Origin of the sequence: Hymenobacter puniceus (assembly GCF_014333525.1) — a bacterium.
Lineage (GTDB): Bacteria > Bacteroidota > Bacteroidia > Cytophagales > Hymenobacteraceae > Hymenobacter.
In genome coordinates this window covers 187,249-200,303 of sequence record NZ_JACSCX010000007.1, presented here as the reverse complement: position 1 = coordinate 200,303, position 13,055 = coordinate 187,249, and the positions used below count along the sequence as shown (strand labels likewise).

The window sequence follows — 13,055 nt, the reverse complement described above, 5'->3', positions numbered from 1 at the left end:
AATCAGGTGCTAGCTCACACGCGCGGGTCTGTTTGCACCGGCGCATCATAGGCCGGGCTGACTGGCGCGTCGGTAGCGTTAGCCGGCAACCGGATGTCGTCAGCATCGTTGACGCGCAACGTGAGCAGCCCGGAGATAATCATGGAGCAGCCGCCCAGCACCAGCGTGTACACCGACTCGCCACCGAACACCGACTTGGTGAAGAAGCCCAGAATCAGGCCCGCTACTACCTGCGGAATAACAATGAAAAAGTTGAAAACGCCCATGTAGTAGCCCATTTTGTTGGCCGGCAGCGCGCCAGCCAGCATGGCATACGGCACGCTCAGAATAGAAGCCCAGGCAATGCCTACGCCCACCATCGAGAGCAGCAGCAGCTTGGGGTCCTGGATAAAGTAAATCGAAATCAGCCCCAGCCCGCCGGCTACTAGGCACAGCATGTGCGTGACGCGGCGGCTGGCGGCGCGGGCAATGGCCGGTAGCAGCAGCGCTGCAATAGCCGACACACCGTTGTAGACGGCAAAGCAGATGCCCACCCAGTCGGCGCCTTCGTTATAAAGCTTGGAGGTAGCGTCGGTGGTGTGGTAGATGTGGCTCGTGACGGCGGGGGTGGTGTAAATCCACATCGAAAACAGCGCCAGCCACGAGAAAAACTGCACGATGGCCAACTGAGCCATAGTCTTGGGCATGTGGAAGATGCCGCTGAACGACTCGCGGATGCCGTTCCAGAAGCCGGCTGTGCGGCGCTTTTCTTCCTCGAACTCCGCCATGTTTTCGGGCGGATATTCCTTGGTGTTCATCACCGTCCAGAGCACAGCCAGGAAAAATACCACGCCCCCGATGTAGAAAGCGTACTTCACGGACGGCGGAATCTGGCCGGCCGGGGCCGTGTTAGCAATGCCGAACCAGTTGGTGAACATCCACGGCAACGACGACGCTACCACGGCCCCTACTCCAATAAAAAAGGTCTGGGCCGCGAAGCCCGTGGTGCGCTGCTCCGAGGGCAGCAAATCACCCACCAGCGCCCGGAAAGGCTCCATGCTGATGTTGATGCTGGAGTCCATAATCCAGAGCATGCCCACGGCCATCCACAGCGCCGATACGTTGGGCATCACCAGCAGCGCAAACGACGCCAGGATGGCCCCAATCAGGAAGAACGGCCGCCGCCGCCCCCACTTCGCACTCCACGTCCGGTCCGACATGTAGCCGATAATCGGTTGCACGAGCATGCCCGTAAGTGGCGCGGCCAGCCAGTAGAGGGCTATTTCGGTGCCGCCTAGGGTTTCAAAAATGCGGCTTACGTTGGCGTTCTGCAGCGCGAAGCCGAACTGAATGCCCAAGAAGCCGAAGCTCATGTTCCAGATTTGCCAGAAGCTCAGGCGGGGTTTTTCGCGGGAAATGCTCGGCGCAGCCGCTGCGTAGGTTGCCATTCGGGAAGAAGTTGGGGGAATTTTGGAAGGATAGTGATGAGGCGAATAGTGATGAAGTGATGAGGTGATGAAGTGACAAGTCTAGAACAGGCTACTTCATAACCATTCACCTCATTACCTCAATTACCTCATCACTTTTTTGGCTTGATTTCAAACACGTAGGCGCTCAGCGGCGGCATCGTGAGATTGAGGAATTCGGTGGGCGGGGTGTTGTTGAGCAGGTCGGTGTAGGTGCAGAAGATGTCGGGATTGAGGCCCATGCGCTGGCGCACCTCGCGCGGAATCTCAATGGTAGGTGTCATCGTTTTGTCGCGGCTGAAGTTCACCACAATCAGCAGGCGCTGGGTGTCGGTGTAGCGCAGGTAGCTATAGATGTGCTTCTGGTCGTAGTTTTTGCCCAGGTTGTTGGCGTCCTGCAGCTCGTAGAACCTGCCCTTGCGGATGGCCTCGCTGGAGCTGGCCAGGTTCAACAGGCGGCTGTAGAAGTCGCGCAGCTGCTTCTGGCTGTCGTCGAGCTTGCCGCCGTCAAACTTGCCGCCGTTCATCCATTTTTGGTGCTCCGGCACGCCCCAATAGTCGAAGATGGTGGTGCGGCCGTCCTCGCCCGAAAAGCCTTCCGACTTCAGGGCTGGCTCGCCCACCTCCTGCCCCGAGTACAGCATCACCGGGCCCGAGCCCAGCGTGGCCGATACGGTCATGGCCGGAATGGCGGTGCGCGGGTCGGTGGCGAAGTCCTTGGAGGCAATGCGCTGCTCGTCGTGGTTTTCCAGGAAGCGCAGCATCTTCGACGAGAAGCCGCGGCTTTCCTTTTGCCACACCGTGGTGATGTCGTCGGTGTTGCCGCTGCCCGTCATCAGGCGGCGCAGGCCGTCGTAGAGGCCCACTTTGTCGTAGAGGAAGTCGAATTTGCCTTCGTTGAGGTAGCGGCTGTACTCCTTGGGCGTGTAGGCTTCGGCAATGAAGATGATACCGGGCTTCACCTTCTTCACCTCCGGAATCACCCAGGTCCAGAACTCCACGGGCACCATTTCGGCCATGTCGCAGCGGAAGCCGTCCACATCCTTCTTGGCCCAAAAAATCAGGATGTCGCGCATTTTCTTCCAGGTGTCAGGCACCGGCTGCAGGTACAGCTTGCGGCCGTTCTGGTAGTCGACGCCGTAGTTGAGCTTCACGGTTTCGTACCAGTCGTCTACTTTCGGCGTGGCCGAAAATACATCGTTGCCGGTGGCTTTGGCGGGGTTTTCCTGGAACTTGCTGTCTTCCCTGGGGCCCAGGGCCGCGCCTAGCGGGTTGCCGCCTTTGGGCACCACCAGCGCCTGGCCGGGCAGGTAGTAGAAGTTGTTGTTGGGCGCAAAAGCCTTGGTTTTGTCGTCGGTAGCGCCCAGGTCCACTACGCCCACTGGCTTGGCATCCGACTTATAGCTGCGGGCCACGTGGTTCGGAATGAAGTCCATGAGCACCTTCAGGCCGTTCTGGTGGGTGCGCTTGATGAGGGCGTCGTACTCGAGCATGCGCGTTTTCACGTTCACGGCCAGGTCCGGAGCCACATCATAGTAGTCCTTAATGGCGTAGGGCGAGCCGGCGCGGCCTTTCACCACGTCGGCATCGTCGGGGCCGGGGCCGCCAGCCTTGGTGAAGTCGGTCATGGTGGCGTGCTCAATCACGCCGGTGTACCAGACGTGGCTGACGCCCATTTTCTTGATTTCCTGAAGCGCCTTATCGGTGATGTCGTTGAACTTGCCCACGCCATTCTCCTGGGCGGTTCCATAGGGCTTGTTGAGGGTGGTTTTATTGCCAAACAGGCGCGTCATCAGCTGATAGATGACGATTTTATTGTCCTGGGGTACCTCGTCGGTGGTGTTGGGGTCCGCCAGGGAAACGGAGTCAGACACGGCAGTGGAATCAGGCGAGAAAGGAAGAGTGAAAGCAGCCAACGTGAGGGCGACTGCCGCAGCCGGGAGAAGGAGTTTCTTCATATACCGCGTAAGATATGGGTTAATGTGCTGATTGTTTGATGAGCTGATGTGTTGATGAAAAGATGCTTTTAACCAAGCAAACAGCATAAGTCTCCCCTTCAGGAGCTATTAGGAAGGCAAGACGACCAGATAATCAGCACATCGAATAATCAGCAAATCAACATCCTACCACTCCTGCGTGAGCGGGTGCAGCATCAGCTCGTCAATCACCACATGGGCCGGAGCCTCCAGCACGTAGCGCACAGCCTGGGCCACATCCGACGGCTTGAGGTGGGTTTTTTCGGCGTCGGCACTGCCAGGCGTTGAGTCGTTGAAGTAGGTATCGACGAGGCCAGGGAAAATAGTGCTGACCTTGATGCCGTGTGAACGAACTTCCTTGCGCAAGCTGGCCAGCACGGCATCCTGCGCAAACTTGCTGGCCCCGTAGGCCGTGCCGTTCTCGAAGGTGCGCCGGGCCACATCGGAGGTGATGCCCACGATGTGGCCTTTGTGGCGCGCCTTGAAGTGCGGTACGGCCGCCTTGCAGAGCAGGAAGGTGCCCTTCACGTTCACGTCGAAGATTCGGTCCCACTCGGCGGCATCAAAATGCTCCAAGAGCCCAAACGAGCCCACGCCGGCATTGCACACCAGAATATCGAGGCGGCCGAAGCGGCGCAGCGCCTGGTCCACTACGTTCTGGGCGTCGTCGGCATCGGATACGTCGGCGGGCACAGCGAGGCCCTGGGTTTTGTGTGCTACCTCTTCCAGTTCCTCGGCGGAGCGGGCTACGCACACCACTTTAGCGCCCTGCATGGCCAGCAGCAGGGCTATGGCTTTGCCAATGCCGCGGCTCGCACCGGATACAATGGCTACTTGGTCGGTTAGGTCGGTCATGGCGGTTTCGGGTTTTCGTTTGGGTGTTTTTAGCCCGCAGAGGACGCAGTGTTTTTCGCAGAGGGCGCAGTGTTCTTACAACCCGTTAACTTTTCGAAAGATGCCCGCTTTGATGGAAGGCACGTTGAAATTGATGAGCAGGCCAAGCTTGTGGTCTGAGAGTTTGAGGTAAGTCAGCAGCTGCATGTGGTGTACCTCCAGTAGTATTTCTACCGATTTGAGTTCAACTACTACTTTGCCTTCTACCAGTAGGTCTGTACGAAAACCATTTTCGAGTCGGAGTCCGTCGTACAGTACCGGCAGCGCTACCTGCGTTTTCACGTCTAGACCTGCCTTGCGCAACTCATGACACAGCAGCGTTTCGTACACTGACTCCAACAACCCCGGCCCCAGCGCCGTGTGAATAGCAAGAGCAGATTTTCGGACCAAAAAGGATATATCGTTCTCATGCATCTGCGTCCTCTGCGTAAACACTGCGCCCTCTGCGGGCTAAAAACACCCGAACGAAATATACTTATTTCCGAAGCTCCACCACCCAGGCCGTACGCCCGGGAACCTTGAAGCTCTTGAGGTCGGTTACCGCCGCGCCCGAGTTGATTTCCACCCCGGAAGTAAACCCATTGAACCGCTCCGCGAACCGCGCGCCGTCCACGGTTTTCTCACCGGCATTGCCATTCAGCATAATCATCACCGCCTCGCCCTGGTCGTTGTAGCGGAAGTAAGTGTACACGCCGTCCTGGGGGATGAACTGCATCAGCTTGCCCGTGGCCAGCACCGGGTGGGCCTGGCGGTAGAGGCTCAGCTTGCTGAGGTAGTTGAAGGCCTCGCCGGCCTGGCCCGTGCGGCCGGCCGCCGTGAAGTAGTTCATTTTGTCGCCGGAGAAGCCGCCGGGAAAGTCTTCGCGCACCTTGCCGTCGGGGTTGCTGAAATTCTTCATCAGCACCTCAGTGCCGTAGTACAACTGCGGAATGCCGCGGGTGGTGAGCAGCCAGGCCACGCCCAGCTTAAACTTGCCGAAGTCCTCCCCAATCACCGAGTAAAAGCGGCTCATGTCGTGGTTGTCGAGGAAGGTCACATTACGGGTGGCATCCTCGTACATCCAGTCGCCTTGTAGCGCCTCGTACACCCGGTTCATGTTGGGCTGGTCGCCCCGCAGCGCATCGTGAATAGCGTTCTGCGACTGGAAATCGAACACCGATTCCAGGTTGGACTTAAACCCATCAACGGGCTGGAACACGTTGCGGGCGAAGAAGGCCTGCTGGGCCGTGCTGCCCACCCAGGCCTCGCCAAACTTGAACAGGTTCGGGAATTCGTCGTTCAGCGCCTGGCCCCACTGCATCAGGAATTTGGGGTCGGAATACGGGTAGGTATCGATGCGGTAAGCGTCGAGCCCGGTGTACTCCACCCACCACAGGAAGTTCTGGATCAAGTAGGTAGCCACCAGCGGATTGCGCTGGTTTACGTCGGGCATGGTGGTATCAAACCAGCCCCGGTTGTAGAGGCTCCGGTCCAGCTCTGAGCCGTAAGGGTCGTTGAGGGCCGAGGAGTTGTAGTTGCTGCGCGTGAAGCCGGGCCACTGGTTGAACCAGTCTTTGGCGGGCTGATCCAGGAACAGGTAGTTCTTGCTGCCCATGTGGTTGAGCACCACGTCGTGCACCACTTTCATGCCGTTGGCGTGGGCTTTGTCCACAAACTGCTTGTACTCCTCCAGCGTGCCGTAGCGCCGGTCGGTGTTGTAGTAGTCGGTGAGGGCGTAGCCGTGGTAGCTGGCCTTGGGCATGTCGTTTTCCACTACCGGCGTCAGCCACAGTGCCGTCACGCCCAGGCTTTTAAAGTAGTCGAAGTGGTTTTCGATACCCTTCAGGTCACCGCCGTGGCGGGCGTACATCGAGTCGCGGGCCACTTTGGGGGCGCGCATGTCCTTGAGGTAGTCGTTCTTCGGGTCCCCGTTCGAAAACCGGTCGGGCATCAGGAAGTAGATAAAATCCTGCTGGGTGAGGCCCTGCACTTTCTGCTTGTCGCCGGGTGTGGTGCGCTGGCGCAGCTCGTAGGCAAACGTGGTTTTCTTGGCGCCCTTAAACTCTAGTTGCAGCTTGCCCGGCTTGGCCGCGGGGCTGATAGTGAGGTTGAGCAGTAGGTAGTTGGGGCTTTCCAGCTTCTGCACGCCATCCAGGGTCACGCCCTCGTAGGCTTTGAGCGTGGCCGAGCTGTTGGCAATACCGGGGCCGTGCACCAGCAGCTGCAGCTTGGGGTTTTTCATGCCCACCCACCAAAACGTGGGGTCGATGCGCTGGATGGCGGCGGTTTTGGCGGCCGGGGCAGCTGCTTCAGTGACGGCGAGGGCCGGGGCGGCCAGGGCGGCGGAGGAGGTGGCGGCGGCCAGCAAGGAGCCAGCCAGCAGAGGCAGAAAGCGGAAGGAGTTCATACGCAGGTGGGAAGTCAGAAACAGTTCTGCCAAGGTACGGATGCCTCCGGTCTGGTGCTACCCCCAAACGGCCTCGCAATGATGATGGATTGACGGGTTTTCGATGCTGGATTGACGCAGGCTGCTTGTTGAGGCGCTTGAGGCGGGCAATGCCGTTGTAAACTTGCCGTTAGGCCTCGCTCTGGCCACAAGCAAAAGCCCCGCCGCCCGGACAATCCGGACGGCGGGGCCGCTAGGGTAATCTGGTGTTGCCAGGGCTACTTATTGCAGCTTCGCCAGCCACAGCGAGGCGTTCAGGTGCAGGCGGGCGTGGCTCAGGTTTTCGTTCCAGCCATCATACACCGTGTTGCCGGGCGAACCAGCGCCGTCGTCGGCCGGCGACGAGTCGCCAACAATAACCACGCGGCCCGTGCCGAAGGTGCTGCTGGCGTGGGTGGTGGCCGTGGTGTTGGTGGCAGCACCACAGATGGGGCTGGAGCCAGCGGCCGGCTGAAAGCCGGCGGGCAACGTAGCCGCGGCGCTGATAGCCAAGGTGCTAAAGTCTTGGGTGACGGCGGCCAGACCGGTGAGCAGCAGCGGGGCCGTCAGCAGGCGAGAAAAATCAGGACACGCAGGTAGGCCAAGGCAACCTTAGTTGGTCGGGCCGTTGTCGACCTGAGCTTCCACCGCCTGCTGCACGCTGGTAGGCAAAGCAGAAAGCACGTCGAGGCCGGTGGCAGCCTCAATGGCATCGACGCTGGTGCGATACTGGCCCCAGTTGCTGGTCAGCCCCTGCTGATTGGGCGTGTCGATGGCGATGATGCGGGTAGCAGTCGACACGCGGCTCACATCGTTACTGCCAACGGGTAGCACCACGAGAACCTTCCACACGCGGGCCGGTACCTGGATGCGGCCTTGGTCAATGGTTTCGGCGTAGCCGGCCGAACCAGTGCCGCCGCGGCCATAGACGCCCATGATAATGTAGAGCTCGTTACCCTGGTCCATGAGCGTGCGGGAGTAGTTTTCCAGCGCCGCCCAGGTGATTTGGTTGTTGTTGGGCGCTTGGGGAATCATGTTGGTCATCAGGAACGTGGCCGAGTTGTCGGCCACGGTGCTGGTGCGGTCCGCTGAGGGGCAGTTGTGGCCACGGTCGAAGCCGGAGCCACTGTAGCTGGTGCCCTGTACCTGATACCAGCCGGCGGGCAGGGTGTTATCGGCCCGGAAGTCATCTTGGCGGGCGGCGGAGCCGCGCCAGCTGGCATCTAGATGCCAGCTCACCCAATTAGGAATGCCCCGGTCGCGGTGGTAGCTCAGCGCATACTGCGGCTTATTGAGCAGGTAGTTGGTGGGCATGCTGATGTCGGCCGCAGCCCCGCTGGGGTTGCCCATAGTCAGGTGCTGATTGTCGCCAGCCACGGGCGGTGGTGGCGGCGTGGTTCCGCCGTATTGTTCCACCGTCACGTTATCAAAGTTCAGACGGTTGGTACCACCCGAAGTCTTGCGGATTTGCAGCCGTACGGTGCCGGCCAGATTAACCGAGAAAGAGGCCGTGCTCAGGCTGGTGCTGGTGGTGGTGACGGTGCTGCCCACTTTGGTGTAGGAGCTGCCGCTGTTGGTGGAGGCCCAGAGCTCCCACTGGGAGCTGGCATCGGTACCATACAGCGCGTGTTGCACCGTGACGAGGCCCGCGCCGGTAGTGGTGTTGAAGTTCATGGACAGAGACCCCAGGTTGCGTATCCGCACCGACTTAGTGCCCGTCTTGCGGTCGGCAGTGGTGTTGCCGAGCAGAGCATCGTTGAGCGTCCAGGAGCCCGAGCCGAGCGTCACGGAGCCGGTGGTGTAGGCGGTTTTGGTGCCGGTTTCGAAGCCCTCCGGAAAGCCTGCGGCGCTAACGTCGGCCGAAACCGTGGTGGCAGCTGGCGTTGCCGGATTCACATCCTGCTTGGCGCAGGAAGTGGCCAGTAGGAGCGCGGCAGCCCACAATGCAGAAAACTTCATAAATAGGGTTGGTTGGGGGATGAAGTGAGAACGAAAAGCAGGCAAAGCTACTGGGGTGTTTGCCTTGCTTTACCAACGCCTGTATTATGATTATATTATTATAATTGACTTTCAGTGAGGGGGATGCCAGTTGGATTAAATCCAGGATCGAATCATATGGCCTGTTGATATCCTAAGCGGGTAGTGCCCTAGTGAAACGAGCCAGCAGTATGCCGAAACACCCGTTGGGTGGTGGTGTATTGACCAGTTTAGCGCCGCTTTTGCCTTCTGAGCCTGCATTGGTGGCGTAGCTGGTAGAAAATCCGATATTTGAATCCGCCGCGCCCGCCTGATGGCGCGGCATCTTTCGCTTTCTGACATTTTCTCTATGCCTTTCGAATTCAACCCCTACACGCCTGCTCCCGAGTTCAGCACCCAGGCGGCGTATTTCTCCATGGAATTTGCCTTGGATCAGGCCCTCAAAACCTACTCCGGCGGCCTCGGCTTCCTCGCAGGCTCGCACATGCGCTCGGCCTATGAACTGAAGCAAAACCTGATCGGCATCGGCATTCTCTGGACCTTCGGCTACTACGACCAGGGCCGCAACGAAGACCAGACCATGCGCTGCGACTTCCGGCACAAGCACTACTCTTTCCTGGAAGACACCGGCCTGGTTTTCCCTATCACCATCCACGGCGCGGCCGTGCAGGTGAAGGCTATGTACCTGGCCCCCGACACGTTCGGTACGGCCCCGATGTTCTTCCTGACCACCGACATTCCCGAAAACGACTACATCTCGCGTACCATCTCGCACCACCTGTATGATGCCGATACGGCGGCCCGCGTGGCGCAAAGCATTTTGCTGGGCGTGGGCGGCGGCAAGCTGCTCGATCTGCTGGGCGTGAAAATGGACGTGTACCACCTCAACGAAGGCCACGGCCTGCCGCTGGCGTTCTACCTCTACGAAAAGCACGGCCGCAGCCTTCCGGAGGTGCAGAAGCGCTTGGTGTTTACGACGCACACGCCCGAGCTGGCCGGCAACGAGGAGCACCCCATGAAGCTGCTCACCGACATGACGTTCTTCGGCTCGGTGCCCGCCGATGAAATCCGCCGCGTGGCCCGCGTAGAAAACGAGACGCTGAACTACACGCTCACGGCCCTGCGTTTCGCACGCAAGGCCAACGCCGTAAGCAAAGTGCACGGCACCGTGGCCAACGAAATGTGGGGTGCCAACCAAGGTATTTGCCCCATCATTCCTATCACCAACTCGCAGAACGGCCGCTACTGGCGCGACCAGCAGCTGCACGAAGCTCTGGAAGCCAACGACGACCAGGCGTTGCTCTCGCGCAAACACAAGCTCAAGAAGCAGCTGTTCGACATCGTGGCCGACCAGACCGGCACGCTCCTTGACCCCGAGGTGCTGACCGTGGTGTGGGCCCGGCGCTTTGCCGGCTACAAACGCGCCGACCTGATTCTGCACGATTTCGAGCGGTTCCAGGCCTTGGTGAATAACGCCGACCGGCCAGTGCAGGTGCTGTGGGCCGGCAAGCCATACCCGAAAGACTACGGCGCCATCGGCCTCTTCAACGACATTATCCAGAAAACCAAGCACCTGAAAACCTGCGCCGTGCTGACCGGCTACGAGTTGGGCTTGTCCGGCTACCTCAAGCGCGGCTCCGATGTGTGGCTGAACACGCCGCGCTTCCCGCGTGAGGCTTCGGGCACCAGCGGCATGACCGCCGCCATGAACGGTAGCCTGAGCCTAAGCATTGCCGACGGCTGGATTCCAGAGTTCGTGCGCCACGGCGAAAACGGCTTCATCATCCCCCACACCGACATCCATCAGCCCGACCACGTGAAGGATGCCACCGAAGCCAGCAACCTGCTGGACGTGCTGGAAAATGAAATCGTGCCGCTCTACTACAACGAGCCCGCCAAATACCTGGCCGTAGCCAAAGCCGCCATGCGCGAGGTAGAGCCTGAGTTCGAGTCGGGCCGCATGGCTACGGAATACTACCAGCAGCTGTACAAAGCGTAGCGTTTAGGGCTTAGCGAATAGGGCCTGGGGCTTAGGCTGTTTCTTCTGCTGAATGCGGAAAGGAACAGCCCAGCCCCAGGCTCTTTTTGTGTTTTGCGAAATACAGAAAAGGCTCCTAAGCCCTAGGCCCTAATACCTAAGCCCTATTTCAGCACGCCACTCAGCACCGTCCACACGTTGTCGGCCAGAATCTTCTGGCCGGCGGCGTTGGGGTGTACGCCGTCGGGCAGGTTGAGGGCGCGCTGCCCGATGACGCCCTGCAACAGAAACGGCACGAAGGGCAGGCTGTTCTTTTCGGCCAGCTCCCGGAACAGCGCTTTGAACTCCAGCGCGTAGCGGGCCATGCGGTGCCCGCCCAGCGGGCCCAGGTCGAACGGAAACTCCAGCCCCACTAGTACAATGCGCGCCTCCGGGTACTTGCGCCGCACCTGGTCGATGATATCCTGCAGGTTTTGGGTGGTTTCGCGCACCGGAATTCCGCGTAGGCCGTCGTTGGCGCCCAGTTCCAGCACAAACACGTCTACGGGCTGCCGGGCCAGTACGCTGGCTACGCGCTGCCGGCCGCCGGCGGTGGTTTCGCCGCTCACGCCGTAGTTGAAGGCTTTATAAGGCAGGTTCAGCGAGTCGATGCGCTGCTGAAGTAAGGTAGGAAAGGCAGCGCTGGCAGGCAGCTGGTAGCCGGCCGTGAGGCTATTACCAAAAAAAACAAGGTTTTGCATACGGGGAGGTGGAGAGGCAGGGGCAGCAGTGCGGCCCGCCGGGTCAGGCGAGTTGCAGCCCGCCAGCATCAAACAAAAAACAAGCAGAAGAGCACGCATAGAGCAAGCGAACTAAGACAGGCACCATCACCGATGCCCTGCATGCTATACCGCTATCAGCCCCGCGAAAGTTGTCGGGCAAGGCAACAGGCTGGTGGCGAAATAGGTTGCCGACAAACTTTTTTGCGGAAATCAGGCTTTACCTTTGCTGCAGGTAAGAATTATTCTTGCCTGAAAAGTCATTTTTCTGTCAACCCCCTTGCAATGCCCGTTACGAAAGCAACCGACGCTGATTTCCAAGACCTGCTTGAAGCAAACGATAAAGTAGTAGTGAAGTACTACGCCGACTGGTGCGGCAACTGCCGCCTGTTCTCACCCAAGTTCAAGCGCATGGCCGAGGCTATGCAGGAGCAAGGCATCAAGTTTCTGGACGTGAATGCCGAAACCAGCCCCGAAGCGCGCAAGCTGGCCAGCGTCACCAATCTGCCCTTCTTTGCCGTATTCCGCAACGGCGAGCTGCTCGACACGGTGGCCGCCAGCAAGGAGGAGGCCGTAGCCGCCCTCATTTCGCGCCTCAACTAGCTTCTGTCGCCATGAAAATGCCCGTCATCAGGCGCCTTGTGGAAACACAGACGCTGGAGGCTTTGGTAGCGGCCGAAGAAGCGCTGCTGGAAGAACAAGCCCCCGCTTTTGAGGTGGAAGGCGAGGATGAAGGCGAACAGCTGACTCACGTGTTTGCCGCCATTTTCATCCTGAACCATATGCAGGAACACGGCTCTGAGTTCAAAGACGCCCTGCGCGAATACACCAAAAAAGTGCGCGTGTCCATTAGCTGATAGCGAAGAACACCGCAAAGAAAAACCGCCGGTTCTGGTTGCGCCTATAGGCAGCCAAAACCGGCGGTTTTTCTTTTCACTCTTCAGGGTGCCTACCCCCACATGCGGGCAAAGTGCGGGGCCGTCAGGCGCATGCCTTCCTCGGTGCACAGGCCGCGCACATACGGAAAGAAGATGTTGCGGTACACGTCACCCAGATTTACCTGGTCGGGCGGGAAGAACTGCTCATTCAGCACCAAGCTGAACTGCGCCAGGATGATGCGGGCAATGAAGGGAGCATCCAGCGCCGCCCGGAGCTGGCCTTCCTGCACTCCTTCCTGAATCAGGCGCGTGAGCAGCGGAAAGGCATACTCCTGTGTGTATTCCTGAATAGCGTCCCAGACCAGCGGAAACTGCTCCCGCACAATGTGGTAGTCGTGGTGGGAATGGCGCAGCTCGTGCAGGCTGTGGTGGAGCAAGGCCAGCAGGCACTCCACCGGCGTGGCCAGATTGGAAAACAGCTCTTCCTGCTCTTGGCGCTGCCGGGCTATATTATGCCGCGTTACCTGAAGCAGCATTTCAGCCTTGCTCCCGAAAATAGTGCGGAACGTGGCGGGCGTTAAATCCAGGGCAACAGCCAGCTGCTCTTCATGCAGCATCCGCACACCCATGTCGCGCAGCAGAAGGTTGGCCTTTTCAAGTAATTGATGGAGTACAACTTGCTCCATAGAGAATAGTGGCTAAAAGAGGAAAAGACGGAAGGACTGCTAGAACGATGGGTAGCCTA

General features: G+C 59.3%; 12 protein-coding genes. 3 read left to right on the top strand and 9 right to left on the bottom strand.

Features of this window, described 5'->3' with window-relative positions; genetic code table 11:
• Positions 1 to 14 precede the first annotated feature (14 nt).
• The 7 genes from H8B14_RS18050 to H8B14_RS21195 all read right to left on the bottom strand — a co-directional run bounded on the left by H8B14_RS18050 (position 15) and on the right by H8B14_RS21195 (position 8,678).
• Positions 15 to 1,427, bottom strand: coding sequence for an MFS transporter (locus H8B14_RS18050; RefSeq protein WP_261990085.1), 1,413 nt, complete (start codon positions 1,425 to 1,427; stop codon positions 15 to 17).
• A 131-nt stretch (positions 1,428 to 1,558) separates the two neighbouring features.
• Positions 1,559 to 3,403 carry an alpha-amylase family glycosyl hydrolase gene (locus H8B14_RS18045; protein ID WP_187317064.1) on the bottom strand — a complete coding sequence of 615 codons (1,845 nt, stop codon included), beginning with the start codon at positions 3,401 to 3,403 and terminating at the stop codon, positions 1,559 to 1,561.
• 165 nt (positions 3,404 to 3,568) lie between these two features.
• On the bottom strand, positions 3,569 to 4,276 hold the full coding sequence (locus tag H8B14_RS18040) for an SDR family oxidoreductase (RefSeq protein ID WP_187317063.1): 708 nt from the start codon (positions 4,274 to 4,276) through the stop codon (positions 3,569 to 3,571).
• Positions 4,277 to 4,351: 75 nt separating this feature from the next.
• The gene (locus H8B14_RS18035; RefSeq protein ID WP_187317062.1) at positions 4,352 to 4,729 is read right to left on the bottom strand and encodes a GxxExxY protein; all 378 of its coding nucleotides are present in this window, start codon (positions 4,727 to 4,729) and stop codon (positions 4,352 to 4,354) included.
• 61 nt (positions 4,730 to 4,790) lie between these two features.
• Positions 4,791 to 6,701, bottom strand: a complete 1,911-nt coding sequence (locus H8B14_RS18030) for a glycoside hydrolase family 13 protein (protein WP_187317061.1) — start codon at positions 6,699 to 6,701, stop codon at positions 4,791 to 4,793.
• A 261-nt stretch (positions 6,702 to 6,962) separates the two neighbouring features.
• Positions 6,963 to 7,232 (bottom strand): hypothetical protein, encoded by a 270-nt coding sequence (locus tag H8B14_RS18025; RefSeq protein WP_187317060.1) that lies wholly within the window; start codon positions 7,230 to 7,232, stop codon positions 6,963 to 6,965.
• A 99-nt stretch (positions 7,233 to 7,331) separates the two neighbouring features.
• The gene (locus H8B14_RS21195) at positions 7,332 to 8,678 is read right to left on the bottom strand and encodes a DNA/RNA non-specific endonuclease (RefSeq protein ID WP_187317059.1); all 1,347 of its coding nucleotides are present in this window, start codon (positions 8,676 to 8,678) and stop codon (positions 7,332 to 7,334) included.
• Positions 8,679 to 9,045: 367 nt separating this feature from the next.
• Here H8B14_RS21195 and glgP point away from each other — a divergent pair, with 367 nt between their 5' ends.
• Positions 9,046 to 10,695, top strand: coding sequence for an alpha-glucan family phosphorylase (glgP, locus tag H8B14_RS18015; protein ID WP_187317058.1), 1,650 nt, complete (start codon positions 9,046 to 9,048; stop codon positions 10,693 to 10,695).
• Positions 10,696 to 10,838: 143 nt separating this feature from the next.
• Here glgP and H8B14_RS18010 read toward each other — a convergent pair whose 3' ends face one another.
• Complete coding sequence (locus H8B14_RS18010) at positions 10,839 to 11,414, bottom strand: arylesterase (RefSeq protein WP_187317057.1); 576 nt, start codon at positions 11,412 to 11,414, stop codon at positions 10,839 to 10,841.
• Between the two features lie 303 nt (positions 11,415 to 11,717).
• Here H8B14_RS18010 and H8B14_RS18005 point away from each other — a divergent pair, with 303 nt between their 5' ends.
• Complete coding sequence (locus H8B14_RS18005) at positions 11,718 to 12,035, top strand: thioredoxin family protein (protein ID WP_187317056.1); 318 nt, start codon at positions 11,718 to 11,720, stop codon at positions 12,033 to 12,035.
• Between the two features lie 11 nt (positions 12,036 to 12,046).
• Complete coding sequence (locus H8B14_RS18000) at positions 12,047 to 12,289, top strand: DUF6952 family protein (RefSeq protein ID WP_187317055.1); 243 nt, start codon at positions 12,047 to 12,049, stop codon at positions 12,287 to 12,289.
• 92 nt (positions 12,290 to 12,381) lie between these two features.
• Here H8B14_RS18000 and H8B14_RS17995 read toward each other — a convergent pair whose 3' ends face one another.
• The gene (locus tag H8B14_RS17995; RefSeq protein ID WP_187317054.1) at positions 12,382 to 12,996 is read right to left on the bottom strand and encodes a TetR/AcrR family transcriptional regulator; all 615 of its coding nucleotides are present in this window, start codon (positions 12,994 to 12,996) and stop codon (positions 12,382 to 12,384) included.
• Between the last annotated feature and the right edge of the window lie 59 nt (positions 12,997 to 13,055).

Bases quoted from the DNA above. Each gene is read 5' to 3' on its own strand.
- H8B14_RS18050 (WP_261990085.1), bottom strand. From the start codon at position 1,427: ATGGCAACCTACGCAGCGGCTGCGCCGAGCATTTCCCGCGAAAAACCC.
- H8B14_RS18045 (WP_187317064.1), bottom strand. From the start codon at position 3,403: ATGAAGAAACTCCTTCTCCCGGCTGCGGCAGTCGCCCTCACGTTGGCT.
- H8B14_RS18040 (WP_187317063.1), bottom strand. From the start codon at position 4,276: ATGACCGACCTAACCGACCAAGTAGCCATTGTATCCGGTGCGAGCCGC.
- H8B14_RS18035 (WP_187317062.1), bottom strand. From the start codon at position 4,729: ATGCATGAGAACGATATATCCTTTTTGGTCCGAAAATCTGCTCTTGCT.
- H8B14_RS18030 (WP_187317061.1), bottom strand. From the start codon at position 6,701: ATGAACTCCTTCCGCTTTCTGCCTCTGCTGGCTGGCTCCTTGCTGGCC.
- H8B14_RS21195 (WP_187317059.1), bottom strand. From the start codon at position 8,678: ATGAAGTTTTCTGCATTGTGGGCTGCCGCGCTCCTACTGGCCACTTCC.
- glgP (WP_187317058.1), top strand. From the start codon at position 9,046: ATGCCTTTCGAATTCAACCCCTACACGCCTGCTCCCGAGTTCAGCACC.
- H8B14_RS18010 (WP_187317057.1), bottom strand. From the start codon at position 11,414: ATGCAAAACCTTGTTTTTTTTGGTAATAGCCTCACGGCCGGCTACCAG.
- H8B14_RS18005 (WP_187317056.1), top strand. From the start codon at position 11,718: ATGCCCGTTACGAAAGCAACCGACGCTGATTTCCAAGACCTGCTTGAA.
- H8B14_RS18000 (WP_187317055.1), top strand. From the start codon at position 12,047: ATGAAAATGCCCGTCATCAGGCGCCTTGTGGAAACACAGACGCTGGAG.
- H8B14_RS17995 (WP_187317054.1), bottom strand. From the start codon at position 12,996: ATGGAGCAAGTTGTACTCCATCAATTACTTGAAAAGGCCAACCTTCTG.